The 23,015-nt window shown below is 33.7% G+C and carries 15 protein-coding genes; 11 read left to right on the forward strand and 4 right to left on the reverse strand.

Annotated elements, in window-relative coordinates:
• The first annotated feature begins 20 nt into the window (after positions 1-20).
• The 5 genes from addB (at position 21) to QQM35_RS06305 (ending at position 9,995) form a co-directional block, all read left to right on the forward strand.
• Positions 21-3,479: a helicase-exonuclease AddAB subunit AddB gene (gene addB / locus QQM35_RS06285; protein WP_251519383.1), complete on the forward strand. Its 3,459-nt coding sequence runs from the start codon at positions 21-23 to the stop codon at positions 3,477-3,479.
• Complete coding sequence (addA, locus tag QQM35_RS06290; protein WP_251519384.1) at positions 3,480-7,133, forward strand: helicase-exonuclease AddAB subunit AddA; 3,654 nt, start codon at positions 3,480-3,482, stop codon at positions 7,131-7,133.
• 22 nt (positions 7,134-7,155) lie between these two features.
• Positions 7,156-8,301: a DUF418 domain-containing protein gene (locus QQM35_RS06295; protein ID WP_251519385.1), complete on the forward strand. Its 1,146-nt coding sequence runs from the start codon at positions 7,156-7,158 to the stop codon at positions 8,299-8,301.
• Between the two features lie 116 nt (positions 8,302-8,417).
• Positions 8,418-9,320, forward strand: coding sequence for a fumarylacetoacetate hydrolase family protein (locus QQM35_RS06300; protein ID WP_251519386.1), 903 nt, complete (start codon positions 8,418-8,420; stop codon positions 9,318-9,320).
• A gap of 285 nt (positions 9,321-9,605) precedes the next feature.
• A complete protein-coding gene (locus QQM35_RS06305; RefSeq protein WP_251519387.1) occupies positions 9,606-9,995 on the forward strand; it encodes a YisL family protein in 390 nt (129 codons plus the stop codon).
• Positions 9,996-10,091: 96 nt separating this feature from the next.
• Here the strand turns inward: QQM35_RS06305 and QQM35_RS06310 are convergent, their stop codons facing one another.
• Together QQM35_RS06310 and QQM35_RS06315 are read right to left on the reverse strand one after the other, a co-directional pair.
• Positions 10,092-11,414 carry a CoA-disulfide reductase gene (locus QQM35_RS06310; RefSeq protein ID WP_251519388.1) on the reverse strand — a complete coding sequence of 441 codons (1,323 nt, stop codon included), beginning with the start codon at positions 11,412-11,414 and terminating at the stop codon, positions 10,092-10,094.
• Positions 11,415-11,437: 23 nt separating this feature from the next.
• A complete protein-coding gene (locus tag QQM35_RS06315; protein WP_251519390.1) occupies positions 11,438-12,280 on the reverse strand; it encodes a Cof-type HAD-IIB family hydrolase in 843 nt (280 codons plus the stop codon).
• A gap of 114 nt (positions 12,281-12,394) precedes the next feature.
• On the opposite strand from QQM35_RS06315, the gene QQM35_RS06320 reads away from it, so the two are divergent.
• The 3 genes from QQM35_RS06320 to clpB all read left to right on the forward strand — a co-directional run bounded on the left by QQM35_RS06320 (position 12,395) and on the right by clpB (position 17,682).
• Positions 12,395-12,703 (forward strand): metal-sulfur cluster assembly factor, encoded by a 309-nt coding sequence (locus QQM35_RS06320; RefSeq protein ID WP_251519392.1) that lies wholly within the window; start codon positions 12,395-12,397, stop codon positions 12,701-12,703.
• Between the two features lie 326 nt (positions 12,704-13,029).
• On the forward strand, positions 13,030-14,847 hold the full coding sequence (locus QQM35_RS06325) for an acyltransferase family protein (RefSeq protein WP_251519393.1): 1,818 nt from the start codon (positions 13,030-13,032) through the stop codon (positions 14,845-14,847).
• A 234-nt stretch (positions 14,848-15,081) separates the two neighbouring features.
• A complete protein-coding gene (clpB, locus tag QQM35_RS06330) occupies positions 15,082-17,682 on the forward strand; it encodes an ATP-dependent chaperone ClpB (protein WP_251519394.1) in 2,601 nt (866 codons plus the stop codon).
• Positions 17,683-17,743: 61 nt separating this feature from the next.
• Here clpB and QQM35_RS06335 read toward each other — a convergent pair whose 3' ends face one another.
• Positions 17,744-17,938, reverse strand: coding sequence for a YjzD family protein (locus QQM35_RS06335; protein ID WP_251519395.1), 195 nt, complete (start codon positions 17,936-17,938; stop codon positions 17,744-17,746).
• A 270-nt stretch (positions 17,939-18,208) separates the two neighbouring features.
• Here QQM35_RS06335 and QQM35_RS06340 point away from each other — a divergent pair, with 270 nt between their 5' ends.
• The 3 genes from QQM35_RS06340 (at position 18,209) to QQM35_RS06350 (ending at position 21,848) form a co-directional block, all read left to right on the forward strand.
• Positions 18,209-19,150 (forward strand): beta-ketoacyl-ACP synthase III, encoded by a 942-nt coding sequence (locus QQM35_RS06340; protein WP_251519396.1) that lies wholly within the window; start codon positions 18,209-18,211, stop codon positions 19,148-19,150.
• A gap of 13 nt (positions 19,151-19,163) precedes the next feature.
• Positions 19,164-20,408, forward strand: a complete 1,245-nt coding sequence (gene fabF / locus QQM35_RS06345) for a beta-ketoacyl-ACP synthase II (protein WP_251519397.1) — start codon at positions 19,164-19,166, stop codon at positions 20,406-20,408.
• 186 nt (positions 20,409-20,594) lie between these two features.
• On the forward strand, positions 20,595-21,848 hold the full coding sequence (locus QQM35_RS06350; RefSeq protein ID WP_251519398.1) for an MFS transporter: 1,254 nt from the start codon (positions 20,595-20,597) through the stop codon (positions 21,846-21,848).
• Between the two features lie 55 nt (positions 21,849-21,903).
• Here QQM35_RS06350 and trpS read toward each other — a convergent pair whose 3' ends face one another.
• Positions 21,904-22,893: a tryptophan--tRNA ligase gene (gene trpS / locus QQM35_RS06355; protein ID WP_251519399.1), complete on the reverse strand. Its 990-nt coding sequence runs from the start codon at positions 22,891-22,893 to the stop codon at positions 21,904-21,906.
• Between the last annotated feature and the right edge of the window lie 122 nt (positions 22,894-23,015).

The following is a 23,015-nucleotide window of genomic DNA, read 5'->3' on the forward strand; positions in this document are numbered from 1 at the left end:
AACAAAGGAGTGGGATGGTTATGGAATTAAATGCCTATATTGGAAGAGCAGGGACAGGTAAATCTTCAAAGATGATTGACGAGATTCGACAAAAAATGCGTGAACAACCATTAGGTGAGCCTATCATTTTAATTGCCCCGACCCAAAATACATTTCAACTTGAACAAGCGTTTGTAAATGATTCATCGCTAAATGGCAGTTTAAGAACAGAAGTGCTTCACTTTGAACGTCTAAGTCATAGAGTTTTTCAAGAAGTGGGCGGCATATTAGAACAGCAACTTTCTAAAGTCGGCACAGAAATGATGATTTACGATATTATTCAACGACACCAAAGTGAGTTGAATTTATATCAATCCCAAGTGAAATATTATGGTTTTAGTGAGAAATTGTATGAACAAATACAAGACTTTAAAAAATATTCAGTTTCTCCAGAAGCGTTAGAAACATACATAACAGAAAATCAATTACCAACACGATCAAAACACAAACTCCAAGATATTGCATTAGTATATAAAAAGTTAGAAGAACGTATGCAAGGGAATTACGTATCTTCAGAAGACAGTTTAAAACGATTTATTCAAATGATGGATCAATCAGAATGGTTGAAAAAAAGTGAAATTTACATTGATGGTTTCCATAACTTTTCAACAATTGAATATGAAATGATTCGTGGGCTTGTAAAGAATGCAAAGAAAGTGACTGTACTATTAACTACAGATGGTGATAAAGACCCATTCAGTTTATTTAGAAAGCCATCTGAGTCGTTAACGCATTTAGAAACAGTTGCACAAGATTTGAATATTCAATTAAATAAAACCTATTTTGACCAAACGTATCGCTTTGAAAACAAAGATTTGGAACATCTTGAAAGCAATTTTAATGCGTTGCAGCCACAAACAATACCAGCTCAACAAAGTGTTGAAATACTAGAATCTTCAGCGATGCGTGAAGAAGTAAATGAGATAGCGAGACGCATATTAAAGGAAACACGTGAACAAAATAGAAGGTATCAAGATATTGCAATTTTGTATCGAGATGAGTCATACGCATTCTTATTGGAATCTATTCTAGAGCAGTATGATATTCCATACAATATCGATGTCAAAAAATCTATGACACACCATCCTATTATGGAAATGATTCGGTCAATGATTGAAGTGATTCAGTCAAATTGGAACTTCGAACCGATGATGAGACTATTTAAAACGAACGTCCTTACGAAATCTATTAAAGAGAGTAAATATCTTATTGATATATTGGAAAACTTTGTATTAGAACGTGGAATATATGGTAAGCGTTGGTTAGATGATTCATTTTTTGATATCGAACAATTTCGAATTATGGGCATTAAACGAAATAAACTGACAGACGAAGAACGCGAAACATTTAATCGTGTTGTACAGTTGAAAAATAATGTTATTGATAAAATATTAATTTTCGAAAGTAAAATGAATGAAGCTTCAACTGCAATATCCTTTGCGACGGCATTTTATGAATCCATGGAGGCATTTGAATTACCTAGTCAATTAATGACAGAAAGAGATACGTACGATGCAGAGGGTAATCATCAAAAGGCTGAAGAAATTGATCAAATATGGAATGGTTTAATTCAAACACTTGATGATGTTGTAACTGTGTTCGAAGATCAATCGATGAAAAAATCTAGATTTTTAGAATTGTTAGATATTGGTTTGGATCAATTGGAATTCGTTATGATTCCTCAAACGTTAGATCAGGTGAGCATCGGAACGATGGATTTAGCCAAAGTTGATAATAAAGCACATGTATATCTAGTTGGTGTGAATGATGGTGTCATGCCACAAACAGTATCTTCTTCAGGATTAATTACAGATGAAGAAAAGAAAAATTTCCAACAACAAACAGATATTGAGTTGAGTCCAACTTCTGACGTGTTGCAAATGGATGAAGCGTTCGTATTTTACATTGCGATGACACGTAGTCAAGCAGCAGTGACATTTTCATATTCATTAATGGGCGTGAGTGGTGATGAGAAAGAACCGAGTCCATTTTTAGACCAAGTGTGCGCATTATATACAAATCTAGATGCTACGAATATTCAATATAATCATCAAGCACATCCGTTAACGTTAATTGAGCATCCGCACCAGACAAAAATCTCTTTATTTGAAGCATTAAAGTCGTGGTTAGATGATGAAATTGTCGCCGATATTTGGTTAGACACATATCAAGTTATCCGTGATAATAATGAACTCAACAAAGGACTTAATTATCTATTAACTGCATTAACTTATGATAATGAGACAGTTCAACTTTCAGAAAAACAAGCGAAATCACTATACGGTTCAACGATAAATGCAAGTGTATCGCGCTTTGAAGGATATCAAGCATGTCCGTTTAAACATTTCGCATCGCATGGTCTGCGTCTAAATGAACGTACGAAATATAAATTGGAGAACTTTGATTTAGGTGATATCTTCCACAGAGTATTAAAGGCAATCTCAGATAAAATTCAAGGGGACTTTAAAAATTTAAATACGAATCAAATTCATAAATTAACGGCGGAAGCACTGTCAGATATTTTACCTGGCGTTCAATTTAATTTACTTAATTCAACAGCGTACTATCGTTATCTTTCACAGAAAATTGGTGCAATCGTTGAAACGACACTAACTGCACTTAAATATCAAGGTAACTATTCAAAATTTACGCCAGAGCGTTTTGAAGCAGGATTTAGAAGAAAACCACGCGATAACCAAGAATTACTTGCTGAAACACTGAAAACTTCTCAAGGTGTACCAATAAATATCCGCGGTCAAATTGATCGTATTGATACTTATCAACGTGACGGTCGTAGCTTCGTAAATGTTATCGATTATAAATCGTCAAAATATAGTGGCACGTTAGATTTAACTAAAGTGTATTATGGCATGCAGATGCAAATGATGACGTATATGGATATCGTCCTTAATAACAAAGAACGACTCGGACTTACACCTGAAACTAAACCAGGTGGATTATTATACTTCCATGTACACCAACCTCGTATCAAACTTGCATGGAGTGAAATTGATAAAGAGAAACGTAACAAAGAGTTTATTAATTCATTTAAATTGAGCGGTTTAATTAATGATGATGAATCAGTTATAGAAGCCGTGGATACGCGAATTGAACCTAATTATACTTCTGATATCGTTCCGATTGGACTTAAAAAAGATGGCGGGTTAAAAAGTCAAAGTAAAGTTGCTGATGAAGATACGATTTATAAATTAATCCAGCATAACAAACGTAATTTTATTAAAACTGCATCGGATATTATGGACGGACATACAGAAGTTGCACCGTTAAAATATGATCAAAAGTTACCGTGTGAATTTTGTAACTACAAATCCGTTTGTCATGTGGACGGGATGATTGATAGTAAACGTTATCGTGTTGTAGATGAATCCATTGATCCGTTAGAAGCAGTGCGAAATGATGAAAGCGAAGAGGGTGAGTAAATGATGAGTCAAATTCCAATAAAGCCGACAAATACACGTTGGACGGATGGTCAATGGCGCAGTATTTATGCTAAAGGCCAAGATGTACTCGTAGCTGCAGCAGCTGGGTCAGGAAAGACTGCAGTACTTGTTGAACGTATTATCCAACGTATCATTAAAGATGAGATCGACGTCGATCGCTTATTAGTCGTGACGTTTACAAATGCGAGTGCACGTGAGATGAAACATCGTGTTGATCAACGCATTCAAGAAGCATCATTGGAAGCACCAGAGAATACACATTTAAAAAATCAACGTATCAAAATTCATCAAGCACAAATTTCAACATTACATAGTTTTTGTTTGAAATTAATTCAACAACATTATGATGTATTAGATATAGATCCAAACTTTAAAACGAGTAGTGAAGCGGAAAATATTTTATTACTCGAGCAAACAATTGATGAAGTATTAGAGCAACATTATGACAAACTAGACCCGCATTTTATTGATTTAACGGAACATTTATCTTCTGACCGTAATGATGAACTATTGCGCGACACTGTAAAAGAGCTGTATTACTTTAGTGTGGCTAACCCTAACCCGTTAAACTGGTTAGCTCACTTATCAGATCCATATGAAGATGAACAGCAGCAACAAGAATTACTAACATTATTAAATGACATTGCGTCTATATTTATGACCTCTGCATTGGAAGCACTGAATAAGAGTTATGATTTATTTATGATGTTAGAATCAGTTGAAAAACAAGTAGAAGTCATAGAGACAGAACGCCAGTTTATGGCACAGGCTATGGAAGATGGATATTTAAATTCACAACTTATTGCAGATCATCAATTTATCGTACGTTTCCCTGCCAAAAATAAAAAGGTCAAAGAAGCGAATGAAATGATGATGGATGTCTATGATGATGCTAAAAAATATTACGACCAATACAAAGATTTAGTCACAAAAGTACAAACAGATTACTATTCCAGAGATGCGGAAAGTTTAACTAATGATATGCAACAGTTGGCACCACGCATACAATATTTAACACAGATCACATCAGATGTAATAAATCAATTTAATCAGAAAAAACGTCGCCGTAACATATTAGATTTCTCAGATTATGAACACTTCGCGTTACGTATCTTAATGGATGATGACGGAGAACCTACGGAAATAGCAGACCTTTATAGAAAGCAGTTTGAAGAATTACTCGTCGATGAATATCAAGATACGAACCGCGTGCAAGAACAAATTCTAACGTGTATTAAACGTGGAACCGAATCTGATGGGAATTTATTTATGGTCGGAGACGTAAAACAATCGATTTATAAGTTTAGGCAAGCCGATCCAAGCCTCTTTATTGAAAAATATAACAGATTTACAACTGATGGCTCTGAATACGGTATGCGCATCGATTTATCTCAAAATTTCCGTTCCAGGAAAGAGGTATTAACTACAACCAACTATTTATTTAAACACATGATGGATGAAGCGGTTGGCGAAATAAAATATGATGCTGCAGCACAACTCTATTACGGAGCACCATTTGATACGGAAAATCATGATGTACATTTGAATATGCTTATCCAAGATGATCAATCAGATTTAAAAGGTTCTGAACAAGAAGCGGAGTACATTGTGCAACAAGTGGAAAAAATTATAAATGACTATAAAGTTTATGACATTAAAACTGAGCAATATCGTCCAGCTGAATACAAAGATATCGTTATACTTGAACGTTCTTACGGCCAAGCACGTAATATTCAACAAGCGTTTAAAGATCACAATATACCATTTCATGTTAACAGCAAAGAAGGGTACTTCGAACAAACTGAAGTACAGTTAATCTTGTCATTTTTAAAAACTATAGACAATCCGTTACAAGATATATATTTAGTCGGGTTGATGCGTTCAGTCATTTATCAGTTTACTGAAGACGAACTTTCAAATATTCGAATTATCAGTCCGAATGATGATTATTTTTACCAGTCGATTCAACATTATATTCAACATGATGATGTTGATCAAAATCTCGTTGAAAAGTTAAAAGCATTTTTAACAGATATCGAGCTTTATCAAGAATATAGTCAAACACATGCCGTTTATCAATTAATTGATAAATTTTATAATGACCATTTCGTCATTCAATATTTTAGTGGTATTACTGGTGGGAAAGGCCGTCGCGCTAACTTATATGGATTGTTTAATAAAGCAGTGGAATTTGAAGATTCTAGTTTCCGAGGGTTATATCAATTTATAAGATTTATAGACGAATTGATAGATAGAGGAAAAGATTTTGGTGAAGAAAATGTCGTTGGACCAAATGACAATGTCGTACGTATGATGACGATTCATAGTAGTAAAGGTTTAGAGTTTCCTTTTGTCATTTATTCAGGTTTATCAAGAAAGTTTCGTCGTGCAGATCTTTATAAACCGGTTACTTTGAACCAACAATATGGTCTAGGAATGGAATATTATGATGTGGAACATCAATTAACTTTCCCATCATTATCTTCAGTTACGTATAAAGCTATCAATGAAAAGGAAATGATCTCTGAAGAAATGAGATTAATTTACGTGGCATTAACACGTGCGAAAGAGCAACTCTTTTTAATCGGACGTGTAAAGTCAGAGAAAGAGTTACAAAATTGGGAACAAGTTTCTGTTTCAGGTACGCATCTTCCAGTGAGTTACCGTTTAACTGCACAAAGTCCAATTTCAATGATTTATCCGATACTTTCAAAGTATCAGTCTACAGAACTGTCCAATGAGTTGCGTTTTGAACGGAATATTGATGAGGTTGATACCTCAATGAAACCTTATGTTCAATTAAATATTGATCTTTATGAGGATATCGCAACTGAATCAGTGGGTGAGATTGAGCGTGCGCATACATTAAACGAAATGGAATCATTTAATTCAGGTAACGAAGAAGTTAGAATGCAAATCGAACGTCAGTTAGCTTTCCGATATCCATATCAAACTGCTATACATCAACCATCTAAACAATCAGTTTCTGAGTTGAAACGACAATTAGAAACAGCTCAAACAGATACGAACTATGATCGCGTTCGTCAATATCGTATCGGTACGAGAACATATGAACGACCTGCTTTCTTGAGTCATACAAAAGTACGTAGAGCCAATGAGATTGGTACGTTGATGCATACAGTAATGCAACACTTACCATTTACTGAAGATGGTTTAACACGTGAGCAACTCTTAAATTACATCGACCGTTTAATTGATAAGAATATTATTAAAGAAGATGCTAAAAAAGATATTCAAATAGATGATATTATGCATTTTATCGAAAGTCCGCTATATCGCAAAATTGCAAATAGTGATGCAATCTATCGTGAACTTCCATTTGTAGTTAATCAGAATAAAGTAGATAAAAGGCCAGATGACCAAGATGCTTCAATCATTCAAGGTATGATTGATTTAATCTTTGTAAGTGACGGTGAATATTACTTTGTAGACTACAAAACAGATGCTTTCAATAGACGTCGCAGTATGACAGATGAGGAAATAGGTCAACAATTGAAAGATCGTTATAAAATACAGATGGCATATTATAGAAATACGTTGGAGACAATATTAAATAAAGAAGTAAAAGGATACCTCTATTTCTTTAAATTTGGTCAACTCTCAATTGATTAATCTTAATAAAGGAGCAACGTAAATGACAACATCTAAGAGAGTATTTGAGTTAGATGCACTGAGAGGATTGAGCTTATTTGGAATATTATTAATGAATATTTTGCCATTTAGTTTTCCATACGATGAATCTTTTTTACCTGATAAAGTAGATGGGGTGGATGAACTGATTATTCGTATTGTCACGACGTTAATTATCAGTTCATTTTATCCTATATTTACCTTTTTATTTGGGTATGGTCTGGCGATAATGTTTGACCATAGCGTGCAACGTGATTACGGGTACTATCCAGTGATATTTAGACGGTTAACCTTTTTATTAGCATTAGGTTTAATCCATGGTTACTTCATATTTTCAGGGGACATTTTAGTTGATTATGCAATTACTGGGATGATTGCTGTACTTTTAATTAAGAAAAGACCAAAAGCCTTATTTATTACAGCGATTGTATTATTTACAGTAAAAATAGTACTTATCGCTATACCAAAATCACTCTTTACTTGGTTGAATGGTCGCTATGACACTGCAAACTTTACGGGCACATCTATATCGAAGTTTATTAATACGAAGCAACATGGAAGTTATATGAGTAATATTGCTTTAAATACTTATGAAAAAACAATGCACATTTTAGATTTAGTGACGTTTGGTGCTTTTTTTGAATTTCTGCCTTATGTCTTATTAGGTATGGTTGCTCAAAAGGTAAACTTAATTGACTACATACGAAATAATCAACGAAAAGCGATGAAGTGGGGTTGTACCTTTCTCATAATAGGATATTTAGTTAAATTGCCATATGCTATAGATTACGCCAATCAGGCATTGTCAACTTTGAGTACAATGCTTGGTGGTCCACTAGTTGCAACAGGTTATGTATTATTATTTATAATATTATGTCAAAAAAGTAATTTTGTGCGCTTCATTTCAATGTTTAAATATCCGGGGAAGTTAAGTCTCACAATTTATTTAACACAAAGTATAATTTTCACACTTATTTACGGCGGTTTAGGTTTTGGGTTCGGTTTATATGACCGTTTGGCACTATATCAGTCCTATATGATTGCTATTGTAATATTTATACTTCAAATGATATTGAGTTACTATTATTTGAAGAAATTTAAGAAAGGTCCATTTGAATGGATATGGCGAAAATTCACTTATCTTAAGTAATTTCATACTTTAACAAATTTGTTAGAATTTTAAGAATTTTAATGCGTATTTATTTGTTATTTCATCCTTGATGAAGTTATAATAAATATTAATAAAAGATGAGGAGCTGATATTGAATGAAATTCCTATCATTCAGACATGACGGAGAGGCATCTTATGGTGTGAAAGTAAAACGCGAAGAAGCGGCTTGGGACTTGAAGAAAGTTTTTGCTGATTTTTCAGAAGGAGAATTTCACCCTAAACAATTACTAAACGGACTACAACAAAATCAAACGATAGATTTTCAAGAGCAAGTACGTAAGTCAGTTGTAGCTGCTGAAGAAAGTGGTAAAGGAGAAGATTATAAAGTACAATTTTCAGATATTGAATTTTTACCACCAGTAACGCCGACAAATAACATCATTGCTTTTGGACGTAATTATAAAGAACATGCAAGCGAGTTAAATCATGAAGTAGAACGCTTATATGTATTCACTAAAGCAGCTTCATCATTAACTGGTGACAATAGTACGATTCCTAACCACAAAGATATTACTGATCAACTAGATTACGAAGGTGAACTTGGTGTAGTAATTGGTAAATCAGGTGAGAAAATACCTAAAGGTTTAGCATTAGATTATGTGTATGGCTATACAATCATCAATGATATTACTGATCGTAAGGCGCAATCATCACAAGATCAAGCATTCCTTTCTAAAAGTTTAACAGGTGGATGTCCTATTGGACCTTACATCGTTACTAAAGATGAATTACCAACACCGGAAAATGTAAATATCGTAACGAAGGTAAATAATGAAATCCGTCAAGATGGCAATACAAGCGAAATGATTCTTAAAATTGATGAATTAATTGAAGAAATTTCAAAATACGTTGCATTACACCCAGGCGATATTATTGCTACAGGTACACCGGCAGGCGTTGGTGCTGGGTTGGAACCACCACAATTCCTACAACCAGGTGATGAAGTAAAAGTAACAATCGATAACATTGGTACATTAACAAATTATATTGAGAAATAAATTAAATCACGCATAAACAAGGTAGATAGTTATACTGAAATACATGTAATAACTATCTACCTTTTGCATTGTTGGTGAAAAGGCTAGGTATATCTTTAGAAAAATCTTTAAAAATGATTAACAGTTCAGTATCATGGGAATGTGTATGGAGCAATCGTTTATGTTTTGCTACATTAACAATATGACATACAATATTGAGTTAAATGTACAATTGTATGTTTTTACTAACGCTACAAAGACATGTTTATTTTACTTTATTAGTTCAAATTGTAGGGGGGACCAACTATGTTACATATTCATATTATGACATGGGCGTTGGCGATTATACTATTTTTCGCCACTTACTTTAACTTTTCAGAAAAGCAAGGTGCGACGCCATACTTCAAACCAATTCATATGTTACTAAGATTATTTATGGTATTAGTACTGATTTCTGGTTTTTGGTTATGGATTCAAGCATTTACTATGGACAACGCAGGTAGTCATATCGTATTGTTACTTAAAATGTTATGCGGTGTAGGCGTTATCGCTTTAATGGAAGTGACAATAGCAAAAAGAAAAAAAGGACAACCTAGTAATGGGATGTTATGGATTACTATCGTGTTAATCCTTATTACAATGACTTTAGGTACGATTTTACCAAGAGGCCCAATTACACAAATGTTCGGCCTATAAGAGATGAATAAATAAATTAAAGCCCATCATAAGAAGCATAAACTTTTTATGATGGGCTTTTTATATAACATTATACACATTTAATAAATGTCACCATTATTTATTTCGCGCTTTGTAACCAATCATATTAATAACGTCTTTTGGGCTACTATAAGGTGGGGCGTATGCAACTTCAAATTCTGTAAGTTCATCTATGGTAAGTTGATTCATCATCGCCATCGATAATATATCAATACGTTTATCTACGCCTTGTTGCCCCACAGCGGCCGCACGCAAGATGCGGCGATTAGACTTATCAAAATAGACACGTAATGTTATTTGAGTATTACCCGGGTAATAACCAGCATGTGTACCCTGAGTAGTTTCTACATATTCATAATTAAATTGGTCTAATAATTGAGGGTTAACACCTACGCTCGCTAAAGAATAATCAAAGAATTTAACTATATTAGCACCTAAAAATCCTTTGAATACCATATTTGGATTACCTGCAATTTGTTCAGCAATAACACTGGCGGCACGATGCGCACCCCAAGCAAGTGGGATGTGGGCTTCGAGATCTACATGACGATAACAAGCTTTTATGATATCGCCTAAAGCGTATACATTCGGTATATTCGTTTGGAAACGATTATTCACTGGTATATAACCTTGATCGTCTAATTGTATGCTGGAAGATGCAATGAAATCAGAATTTGGTTTAATGCCGACACCTTCAATTATCATATCGTAGCTTTCGACTTTTCCAGATTTGAAGTAAACCTTTTTTCCCTCAACTTTATCGATTTCTTCATTAAATCGATAATTGATTTCACGTTTATCTAATTCATCGATAATCGTTTGGTTTAAATCTTCATCCATGAGTTTATTAATATGTGTGGAGCGGTGAATTAAAGTCGGTGTGATGCCTCGTGCATAAAAATTTTCAAGCACTTCTAAACTAATATAGCCCGCACCTACAATTAAAGCGTTTGAAACGTTATGCTGCTCAATATATGCATCAATATCATCTGTATCTTCCAGGTTTCTTAACGTGAAAGCCATGTCGCTATTTAAACCTAAAGTATTTGCGCTACAACCTGGGCTTAATATGAGTTTATCGTAGCTTTCCTCAAATGTTTTATCTTGTTGAAGGTTATGAACGGTTACAGTTTGATCATCTTCATTGATACTCGTTACTTTATGATGAGTTTTAACAGTGATTTGTTTTTTATCGAAAAATATTTCAGGTGTTGTTTCGACAACTTTATCGCGAGAATCTACCACTTTTCCGAGATAATAAGGTAATGAACAATTGGCAAAACTCATGTCACGATCTTTTTCGAATACAATGATTTCACTTTCTGAATCTAATCTTCTTATTTGGCTAGCAACAGTGGCGCCTCCTGCGACAGCTCCTACTATAACAATTTTATTCATATCTATACCTCCTTAAGTATAAATTAAATATGGGTCGAGATATGATTTTCATAAGGTATATTTAATTTGAAATAATCATTTAAATATCTGCCGATTCCATCTTCATTATTTGAATATGTGATTTCGTTTGCAACGTGCTTGATTTCGTCTAAACTATTTTCCATTGCAATGCCATGTTTCGCGTATTTAATCATTTCTAAATCATTATCTTCATCACCGAAAGCAATGATATGATTTCGGTCAATATTTAATTCATCTGTGATGTAATCGATACCTGTTGCTTTACTGATACCTTTTTTAACAATTTCTATAACTGGGAATGGTGAACCCCATCTTCTGTGCTCAATATTCTCAGCGTAGAAACGTGTTAACATTTGTTTAATGCGCGGTATCATATTTTCTTCAGCTTCTACTAAAATAGAAGTAGGTGATTCAGTTAAAGTTGTGAGTAAATCACCTGTTTCTATTTTAGGATCACCCATAGAGAAACCGTCAAATAATTTCTGATCAAAGTTATCGAGGAACACACGATCTTGTATTTCAGCTATGATATTTGAAACGCCATAGTCATTTAATGATTGAATAATACTTCTTGATAATTCTAAATCTAGAACTTCATGTAAGGTTTCAAATTGATCATTCTTAGGGTGGTGTACGTATGCACCATTAAAATTTATAACGGGTGTATCTAAATTTAATTCATGATAATATTTTTGGCTCGCTCGATAAGGACGCCCAGTAGCAATCATCAGTTGGTGTCCTTGCGATTGTAATTGTTTTAATATTTTTTTAGTATAAGATGAAATTTCCTTTTCATCATTTAAAAGTGTTCCATCTAGGTCTAAACATATTAAGTGAGTTTCCATGCAAAGCTCCTTATTGAATTTTCAGTAATGTATCAATATCATAGCATTTTATTGGCGTTTTGTAAGATATTTGATATATTGTAGTTATCATATTTTTAAGGAGAGGTGAGACAAATGGATGAAGGATTAAAAGATAGCATTTTAAATGCACTAGAAATGGTTATTGACCCTGAATTAGGTATCGATATCGTAAATTTAGGTTTAGTATATAACGTCGATGTAGACGATGACGGATTATGTACGGTTGAAATGACTTTAACTTCAATGGGTTGTCCTCTTGGACCGCAAATTACTAACCAAGTGAAAAGTGTTTTAGCTGAAATACCAGAAATATCAGATACTGATGTAAATATTGTATGGAACCCACCATGGGGTAAAGAGATGATGTCTCGCTATGCAAAAATCGCTCTAGGTATTGGCTAATATAATTGCTTAATTATATATAGACTAGCCTGAATGAAGGAAGATGTACGAGAATGTAACTGTCGACCAGAAGATGTGGTGGTAAGTTGCTTCCTAAGTCTTTACTTCAAACAGGCTAGTTTTTTATATGTTAATTTTTATACGATTATTTGGAAAAGGTAACATTTTACTTGTATACTGTTTATTATGTGAAATAAAAATAATCATTAAAAAAGTTAGCGAGTCGTTACATAAAAGATTGCAGTAATATTACAAAAATATTACAATAAATAAATGGTATGAATTAAATTTAAACGATTAATATAAAAAATGAAAGTTTGGGGAACATGAATCAAAATTCAAATTATGGTGAGAACAAGGCACATCCTTCAAGATATATGCCAGGATTAGATGGATTAAGAGCCATCGCCGTTATTGGAATAATTATCTACCATTTGAATAAACAATGGCTCACAGGCGGTTTTCTTGGTGTAGATACATTTTTTGTTATTTCAGGATATCTTATAACGAGTTTACTCTTGAAGGAATACGAACAAACGGGAATTATTAATTTAAAGAACTTTTGGATTAGACGTATAAAGAGGTTATTACCAGCAGTGCTCGTATTAGTTAGTGTTGTAACGTTAGCAACACTCATATTGAAACCTGCGCATATTGTAGATATTAAACACGATGCTTGGGCGGCTATATTTTATGTTTCAAACTGGTGGTATATTGCATCAGATGTAAATTATTTCGAGCAATTTGCATTTATGCCATTAAAACATTTATGGTCATTAGCAATTGAAGAACAGTTTTATATATTCTTTCCTATTATATTGATAACGTTATTACTTACTTTAAAGAAATATAGAAATGTTGCATTAATATTTTGGATAGTTTCTTTGATTTCATTACTATTAATGGTCATTATTTCGCAACCCAATGTTGGACACTCACGTGTATATTTTGGTACTGATACACGTTTGCAAACTATCTTGTTAGGTGTACTATTTGCGTTTATTTGGCCTCCATTTAAATTAAAGAAAAATCCTGCACCAATATTAAAGCATATAATTGACGGAATCGGAGTATTTGGATTACTAAGTACATGTCTATTATTTTTCTTTGTTAATGATAATAGCAACTGGATTTATAATGGAGGATTTTATTTAATTTCTGTACTAGCTCTATTTATTATTTTAAGTGCAGTTCATCCTACAGGACGTTTTGCCAAAGCTTTAGGCAATCCAGTATTTGTTTATATAGGTAAGCGTTCATACAGTTTATATTTATGGCATTTTCCAGTGATTAGTTTTGTCCATTCTTATTTTGTTGATGGTCAAATACCGTTCTATGTTTATTTTATAGATATTATTTTAACGTTACTCTTAGCAGAACTGTCATATAGATACGTTGAACAACCGTTTAGAAAGCAAGGTTTCAAAGCATTTACGTTCAATCGTTTCAAAACGAAAGCGTTAATCCGTACAGTTGTATTATTAATATTTGCAGTACCGACGTTAATCATTTTTGCAGGTGCATTTGATTCTTTAGGTAAAGATACAACGAAACATAAAAAGACGACATTTAATACTGAAAAGGCAGATAATAAGATTGTACAACCATTACCTATTGATGTATCGAAATTGACTGGACAAAAAGATAGCAACAGCGATACTAAGGTATATACAAAAATTAAGCCATTATTAATAGGTGACTCAGTAATGGTCGATATAGGAGAAAACTTCAAAACACGTGTACCGAAAGCCAAAATTGATGGTAAAGTTGGTCGAAATTTATATGATGTATTACCAGACGCGAAAAGTAAGTACGGTGAATATAACAAGAAAGATGATAAAGTTATATTAGAATTAGGTACAAATGGTGATTTCAATGAAGATCAATTAAACAAATTAATTGGTGAATTTGGTAAAGCCGATATTTATCTCGTTAATACACGTGTTCCTCGTAACTACGAAAGCCATGTGAATAAGCTTATGGCTCAAGCAGCGAAGAAACATAAAAACGTCACATTAGTCGATTGGCATAAACGTTCAGAGGGGCACACAGAATACTTTGCATCTGATGGTATTCATTTACAACAATCAGGTGTAGAGGCATTATCAGATGAAATATTAAAACAATTAAAAGATAAAAAATAATATTAGAAAATAGACAAACCCTTAATAATTTGAGAAGGGTTTGTCTATTTTTTATTGAGTTTAAATGCTATAAAATGAGTGAAATGATAATAACAAATAATATTAAAAAATTTGTGTTTTATGAACTTAAATTGTTGAATAATAGATGAGTAAGTATTATAATTAAATTAAGGTCAAAGAAAGTCAAAGTCAAAAATAAATCTTTGATCTATCACACATAGTGAGGTGAATGATTTGGATATTAATCAAATGACTTATGCAATGCAAGGCACTTTACAACAAGCTGTTGAAATTGCACAAGAAAATCAAAACCAAAATGTAGAAATAGAAGCCATTTTAAAAGCGGCATTACAACAAGATGAAAGTTTATTTAAAAGTGTATTTGAGAGAGCAAATATTGATACAGAACAATTGATAGAAGCTTATAATCAGAAATTGAAAAATTATCCAACTGTCCAAGGTGACAATGTACAGTATGGCCAATATATTAGTCCTAAAGCGAACCAATTGCTTAACAAAGCTGAAGCTAATATGAAAGCATATGAAGATGAATTTATTTCGATGGAACATTTAACTTTGGCTGCCATGGAAGAAGATGACACAACTAAAAGATTCGTAAATAATAAAGATGAAGTAATTAAAGAAATTATTAAAAAAATAAGAGGAGGGAATCACGTGACTTCACAAAATCCAGAAGCAAACTATGAAGCATTAGAAAAATACGGACGTGACCTTGTAGAAGAAGTTCGTCAAGGTAATATGGATCCCGTTATTGGTCGTGATGAAGAAATCAGAAATGCGATTCGTATATTAAGTAGAAAAACAAAAAACAACCCTGTACTTATCGGTGAGCCTGGTGTAGGTAAAACTGCAATTGTAGAAGGGCTTGCTCAAAGAATTGTACGTAAAGACGTGCCTGATTCATTACTTGATAAAACAATATTTGAGTTAGATTTAAGTGCACTTGTTGCAGGTGCAAAATATCGTGGCGAATTTGAAGAGCGTTTGAAAGCGGTATTGAAAGAGGTTAAAGAATCAGAAGGCAGAATCTTACTATTCATTGATGAGATTCATATGCTCGTAGGTGCAGGTAAAACAGAAGGTGCAATGGATGCTGGCAACATGCTAAAACCAATGCTTGCACGTGGTGAATTACATTGTATCGGCGCAACAACATTAAACGAATACCGTGAATATATTGAAAAAGATTCTGCCTTAGAACGTCGTTTCCAAAAGGTTAACGTTTCAGAGCCAGATGTAGAAGATACGATTTCAATATTACGTGGCTTGAAAGAACGCTACGAAGTTTATCATGGGGTACGTATTCAAGACAGAGCGTTAGTTGCAGCAGCAGAATTATCTGACCGCTATATCACAGATCGATTCTTGCCAGATAAAGCTATCGACCTTGTTGACCAAGCATGTGCGACAATACGAACAGAAATGGGTTCTAACCCAACTGAGTTAGACCAAGTCAATCGTCGTGTAATGCAACTTGAAATTGAAGAATCTGCATTAAAAAATGAATCAGATAACGCAAGTAAACAACGACTACAAGAATTACAGGAAGAATTATCAAATGAAAAAGAAAAACAAAATGCGATTCAATCACGTGTTGAAGAAGAAAAAGGTAAAATTTCTAAACTTCAAGAAAAACGTACAGAGTTAGATGAAAGCCGTAAAGCGTTAGAAGAAGCTGAAACGAACTATAATTTAGAAAAAGCAGCAGAACTACAACATGGAAAAATACCACAAATTGAAAAAGAATTACGTGAAATGGAAGCAACTTTCCAAGACGAACAAAATGGAGACACAGATCGAATCATTAGAGAAATTGTTACTGATGAAGAGATTGGTGACATCGTAAGTTCATGGACAGGTATTCCAGTTTCTAAATTAGTCGAAACTGAAAGAGAAAAACTATTAAATCTATCTGATATCTTACACGAACGTGTAATTGGACAAGATAAAGCAGTAGATTTAGTATCGGATGCAGTTGTAAGAGCGCGTGCCGGAATCAAAGATCCTAATAGACCAATCGGTAGTTTCTTATTCTTAGGTCCTACTGGTGTAGGTAAAACAGAATTAGCAAAATCACTAGCTTCAACATTATTTGATTCAGAGAAACATATGATTCGTATCGACATGAGTGAATATATGGAGAAACATTCTGTGTCTAGATTAATTGGGGCACCTCCAGGCTATGTAGGTCATGATGAAGGCGGTCAATTAACAGAGGCTGTGCGTCGTAACCCTTATTCGGTGATTTTATTAGATGAAATAGAGAAAGCACATTCAGATGTATTCAATGTATTACTTCAAATTCTTGAAGAAGGTCGTTTAACAGATTCCAAAGGTAGAGTCGTAGATTTCAAAAACACAATTATTATCATGACAAGCAATATTGGTTCACAAATCTTGCTTGAAAATGTTAAAGATGCAGGCGTTATTACTGAAAGTACTGAAAAATCTGTAATGACGAGTCTAAATCAATACTTCAAACCAGAAATTATTAACAGAATGGATGATATTGTATTATTCAAACCATTAACTGTAAACGATATGTCACACATCGTCGATAAAATTATTAATGAATTAAATATTCGATTAATGGATCAACGTATCTCTATCAACGTTTCAGACGAAGCTAAAAAATGGTTAGGTGAAGAAGCATACGAACCACAATTCGGTGCACGTCCACTAAAACGATTTGTACAAAGACAAATAGAAACTCCATTAGCTAGAAAGATGATTAGAGAAAACTTAATCGAAGGTACAACAGTTAATGTCGGATTATCTGAAGATGGATTAACATTCGAAGTTAACCAACCTTAAAATGCATAACAAAAAACCATGGTACTGATGAAGTACCATGGTTTTTTTATTTATATTGAATCTATTGCTGTTTATCTGGATGTTTGGTAGTAGGTTTAATGGCTAAATCAAATAAGATTACAAAAATTGTAAATATTACTGCCACAATGAGTGGTGTAATTAGATTTAAAGTCCCGCCACCTTGTAAACTATTTAATACGAAATTGACCATTTGTATTAAAACAATAGACCAAAATAGAACTGCGAGGTATCTCATTATGTAATGCCTCCAATAAGTTTTATATAACTTCATTATAAATAACTCAGTACTATTTGTATAGTAGCAATCAAGTAGTTCAATCATTTATCTATGATTCTACATTTCATTTTCACACTATTAAGATGAAGAAAAATGTGCCATTATGTAACTGTAGATTCTTTTTATAAAGAGACAACTACATAAGGATCGACATTCTTGTAATTGAAAGAAAAATTATGTTAAATTAATACCTGGTATTAAAAATATAGTTTAAGAAGGTGTACAACCATGAATGTGGGTATTAAAGGTTTCGGTGCTTATGCACCTGAAAATATTGTAGATAATGCCTATTTTGAATCATTTTTAGAAACTTCAGATGAATGGATTTCTAAAATGACTGGTATTAAAGAACGTCGTTGGGCGAATGAAGATGAAGACACAACTGATTTAGCATATAAGGCAAGTGTTAGAGCAATTGAAGATGCAGGCATAGAAGCATCAGAGATTGATATGATACTTGTAGCTACTTCAACAGGGGAGCATCCTTTCCCAACTGTAGCGAACTCGTTACAAGAACGCTTAGGTATAGGTAAAGTTGCCTCTATGGATCAACTGGCTGCTTGTAGTGGCTTTATGTATTCATTAATCAATGCGAAGCAATTTATCCAATCTGGAGACTATCAAAATATACTTGTAGTCGGAGTTGATAAGCTCTCTAAAATTACAGATATGACTGATCGCTCGACTGCAATTCTATTCGGAGACGGTGCAGGCGCAGTCGTTGTTGGACAAGTATCAGAAGGTCGAGGAATTCTAAGTTATGAATTAGGTTCAGATGGTTCAGGTGGAAAATACTTATACTTAAATCCAGATAACGGTAAAATATTTATGAATGGAAGAGAAGTATTCAAATTTGCTGTTAGAATTATGGGTGAAGCATCTACAAATGCAGTAGAAAAAGCAAACTTAACACCAGAAGATGTGGATATGTTTATTCCACACCAAGCAAACATTCGAATCATGGAATCATCTAGAGAACGCTTAGGCATTCCTAAAGAAAAAATGAGTGTTTCAGTAGATAGATTCGGTAATACATCAGCAGCTTCAATTCCTTTAAGTATCGCTCAGGAATTAGAAAATGGTAAAATAAAAGATGAAGATGTTTTAGTACTTGTAGGTTTCGGTGGCGGTCTCACATGGGGCGCTGTAACATTAAAATGGGGTAAATAGGAGGAGTATAAATATGAGCAAAGAACAACGAGTTGTGATTACAGGTGTTGGCGCATTATCCCCACTTGGTAATGATGCAAAAACTTCATGGGATAATGCATTAAAAGGTGTCAATGGAATTGATACTTTAACACGTATCGATACATCAGATTATAATGTTAAATTAGCTGGTGAATTGAAAGATTTCGACGTAGAGGATTATATTGATAAAAAAGAAGCACGTCGTATGGATCGATTCACACAATATGCAGTTATTGCTGCCCGTGAAGCTGTAAATGACGCTAAATTGACTATCGATGACAACAATGCGAATAATGTTGGCGTGTGGATTGGCTCAGGTATCGGTGGTATGGAAACATTTGAAACTGCTCATAATAAACTATTAAAGAGAGGTCCTAGACGCGTTAGCCCATTCTTCGTTCCGATGTTAATTGCCGATATGGCTACAGGTCAAGTTTCTATTGATTTAGGTGCTAAAGGACCAAATGGTGCCACTGTTACAGCATGTGCTACAGGTACAAACTCAATTGGTGAAGCTTTCAAAATCATTCAACGCGGAGACGCAGATGCAATGGTTACAGGTGGAGCTGAAGCGCCAATTACACATATGGCCATTGCAGGATTCACTGCAAGTAAAGCACTTTCTACAAATGAAGATAGAGAGACGGCTTGCCGTCCATTTCAAGAAGGTCGTGATGGTTTTGTTATGGGTGAAGGCGCTGGTGTTGTAGTTCTTGAATCATTAGAATCAGCTCAAAAACGTGGCGCAGAAATTTATGCAGAAGTTGTCGGTTATGGCTCAACAGGTGACGCTTATCATATTACAGCTCCTGCTCCTGAAGGTGAAGGTGGCTCACGTGCAATGCAAGCAGCTTTAGAAGACGCTGGTATCGAAGCGAAAGATGTACAATATCTCAATGCGCATGGTACGAGCACGCCAGTTGGAGATTTAACTGAAGTACAAGCGATTAAAAACACATTTGGTGAAGCATCAAAATCATTAAAAGTAAGTTCAACAAAATCTATGACTGGACACTTACTCGGAGCTACAGGTGGAATAGAAGCCATCTTCTCAGCATTATCAATCCGTGATCAACGCGTAGCTCCAACGATTCATGCTAATTCACCAGACCCAGAGGTGGATATTGATATCGTTCCAAACGAAGCCCAAGATGTAGCAATCACACATGCTATGAGTAATAGTCTTGGCTTCGGTGGTCACAACGCTGTACTTGTATTCAAGAAATTTGAAGATTAATAAATATATAAATAGATGCGTTAACTAGGATACTTTTTGAGTATCCTAGTTTTTTATTTTTATAAATAATTATGTACTTTATTAAGTGGAAATTTTAAAAATAGGGTGTGTCATCTGTTTAAAAAAGCTATAATAGAGTTCAAATTCATCATTAACTACAATATTTGCTTAAATGGGGGGACAAAAATGAAAAAGTTTAATACACTTTCGTCAACCTTAAAAAGTAGACTCATCGCTGAGTTTATTTTAAATATTGCAAGTCAGTCAATTCTCCCATTTATGGCTTTATATTTAACAAGTAAAATAAATGCAATATTTGCTGGTACTTTTTTAATAGTGAATATAATTGTGACCTTCGGTATTACCTTTTTAGGAGGATTTATTGGAGACCATTTCAACAGAAAGAAAATTGTAAACATCGTTCATGCATTATATGCCATATGTCTTATCATATTATCGATAACTGTAAATATGAATGGTATTGGTTTAATTATATTTTGTAGCAGCGTATTTATTTTTGAATTGCTATTTGCATTGAGTAATCCGATATTTGAAGCTGCCACTATGGATGCGATATATGAGGAAGTGAGAGAATATGTTTATCAACTCGAATATTGGATGTTTAATATTAGTACAGCACTTGGGATGTTATTAGGTGCGTTACTCTATCTAGGGCATAAGCACTTACTCTTTTTACTTTTTTTAGTAGCGATGCTCATCAGTTGGTATTTGTTTGATAAATATTATGATGTGGAACAGGTCTTCTCTGAAAACCATGAGTCACGTTCACCAATGAAACGTATACTCAATAATTATTTGACAGTGCTAAAAGATAAATATTATTTATTATTTAATTTAGGTTATATGCTTATACTTATGGCAGAACTAAGTTTAAATTCCTATGTTGTTGTGCGATTGAAAGAAGAATTTGATAGTTTTTATATTTTAGGTATTCATATCGATGGTGTACGGATGTTTTCAATTATTATGATAATAAACACATTGGTAGTTGTAACAATGACTTTTGCCATTAACAAATTGATTCAACATCACTCAAAACGTCTCGCATTTTTAATTGGTGGCGTATTATATACTGTGGGATATGGCATATTAACAAGTGCGACATCTTTTTGGTTATTATGTCTCGTAACTATAATTGCTACAATTGGAGAGCTCATTTATTCTCCTATACAAAATGCACAGCGATTTTTAATGATACCCAATGATCAACGAAGTACTTATGCGACGGTAGGCATGGTTTCATTTTATGGCTCTAAAGCTTTAGCCCGTTTTAGTCTCATATTAGGAACGATATTTGCACCTTGGATGATGTCACTTTACATTGTTGTTACAGTCATTATTGGCTTTGCTCTACTTTTTTATGCGATATTCTATAATACGAAATTGAAGCGAGAAGGCAAATCTTATGTATATTATTAAAAGTAAAATTATTAATAAAAGGTCACCTCAATAAAGATTGAGGTGACCTTTTATTTTATCTCTTACGACCTAAGCCCATCGCTTTTTCCATTTTTTTCAATGTTTTAAATGAAGCTTTCTGTGCTTTATCTCTTCCGTTATCTAAAATTTCGTCTAACTCATCTGAATTGTAGAAGTTATTATACTTCTCTTGGAAATCAGTAAGGAATTCTTTTACAATTTCTGCTAAGTCTGTTTTGAATTCACCGTAGTTTGAATCTTTATATTTTTCTTCTAATGTATCTGTCGTTTCCTCAGTTAGGTTTGCATAAATAGATAACAAGTTAGAAATACCTGGTTTGTTTTCTCTATCAAATTTAATAATACCATCAGAATCGGTCACAGCACTTTTAATCTTTTTAGCAGCTCTGTTTGGTTCATCTAATAATGAAATAAAGTTTTTCTGGTTATCGTCACTCTTACTCATCTTTTTAGTTGGGTCTTGTAAACTCATCACACGGCCGCCAACTTTAGGCACGCGTATTTCTGGTTTAACTAATACATCGTTATATCGAGAGTTGAAACGATCAACTAAATTTCGAGTTAATTCCATATGTTGTTTTTGGTCATCACCAACAGGGACAATATTCGTATTATAAATAACGATATCAGCAGCCATTAATGGTGGATATGTAAGTAGTCCGGCAGGCACTCCGTCTGTTTGCTTTAACGATTTGTCTTTGAACTGTGTCATGCGTTCTAATTCACCTATAGATGCAATCGTTGTTAACATCCAACCAGCTTGAGCGTGGGCTGGCACTTCAGATTGTATAAATAAAGTAGATTTTTCTGGGTCTATACCTGCAGCTAAATAAATAGCGGCAAGTTGACGAATTTGTTTACGTAACTTTAATCGATCTTGTGGTACTGTAATAGCATGTTGGTCTACAATGCAAAAGAAACAATCATAATCGTCTTGTATTTCATTAAATTGTTTCAAAGCACCTACATAATTACCGAGTGTCGGAATACCACTTGGTTGGATTCCTGAAAATAATGTTTCCATTGAATAATACCTACTTTCTTAATATTTAATTAGTCAATTCTCATCGGGTTTATTATAACAGTATTTCAAACATTTGTAAGTTGTGATAGACTATAAGTATGTATATAAAGCCATTCTGACTT

Source organism: Staphylococcus hsinchuensis (assembly GCF_038789205.1).
GTDB classification, from domain to species: domain Bacteria; phylum Bacillota; class Bacilli; order Staphylococcales; family Staphylococcaceae; genus Staphylococcus; species Staphylococcus hsinchuensis.

What these genes read in the sequence shown, in the direction of transcription:
- addB (WP_251519383.1), top strand. Translation starts at nt 21, where the DNA reads ATGGAATTAAATGCCTATATTGGAAGAGCAGGGACAGGTAAATCTTCA.
- addA (WP_251519384.1), top strand. Translation starts at nt 3,480, where the DNA reads ATGATGAGTCAAATTCCAATAAAGCCGACAAATACACGTTGGACGGAT.
- QQM35_RS06295 (WP_251519385.1), top strand. Translation starts at nt 7,156, where the DNA reads ATGACAACATCTAAGAGAGTATTTGAGTTAGATGCACTGAGAGGATTG.
- QQM35_RS06300 (WP_251519386.1), top strand. Translation starts at nt 8,418, where the DNA reads ATGAAATTCCTATCATTCAGACATGACGGAGAGGCATCTTATGGTGTG.
- QQM35_RS06305 (WP_251519387.1), top strand. Translation starts at nt 9,606, where the DNA reads ATGTTACATATTCATATTATGACATGGGCGTTGGCGATTATACTATTT.
- QQM35_RS06310 (WP_251519388.1), bottom strand. Translation starts at nt 11,414, where the DNA reads ATGAATAAAATTGTTATAGTAGGAGCTGTCGCAGGAGGCGCCACTGTT.
- QQM35_RS06315 (WP_251519390.1), bottom strand. Translation starts at nt 12,280, where the DNA reads ATGGAAACTCACTTAATATGTTTAGACCTAGATGGAACACTTTTAAAT.
- QQM35_RS06320 (WP_251519392.1), top strand. Translation starts at nt 12,395, where the DNA reads ATGGATGAAGGATTAAAAGATAGCATTTTAAATGCACTAGAAATGGTT.
- QQM35_RS06325 (WP_251519393.1), top strand. Translation starts at nt 13,030, where the DNA reads ATGAATCAAAATTCAAATTATGGTGAGAACAAGGCACATCCTTCAAGA.
- QQM35_RS06335 (WP_251519395.1), bottom strand. Translation starts at nt 17,938, where the DNA reads ATGAGATACCTCGCAGTTCTATTTTGGTCTATTGTTTTAATACAAATG.
- QQM35_RS06340 (WP_251519396.1), top strand. Translation starts at nt 18,209, where the DNA reads ATGAATGTGGGTATTAAAGGTTTCGGTGCTTATGCACCTGAAAATATT.
- fabF (WP_251519397.1), top strand. Translation starts at nt 19,164, where the DNA reads ATGAGCAAAGAACAACGAGTTGTGATTACAGGTGTTGGCGCATTATCC.
- QQM35_RS06350 (WP_251519398.1), top strand. Translation starts at nt 20,595, where the DNA reads ATGAAAAAGTTTAATACACTTTCGTCAACCTTAAAAAGTAGACTCATC.
- trpS (WP_251519399.1), bottom strand. Translation starts at nt 22,893, where the DNA reads ATGGAAACATTATTTTCAGGAATCCAACCAAGTGGTATTCCGACACTC.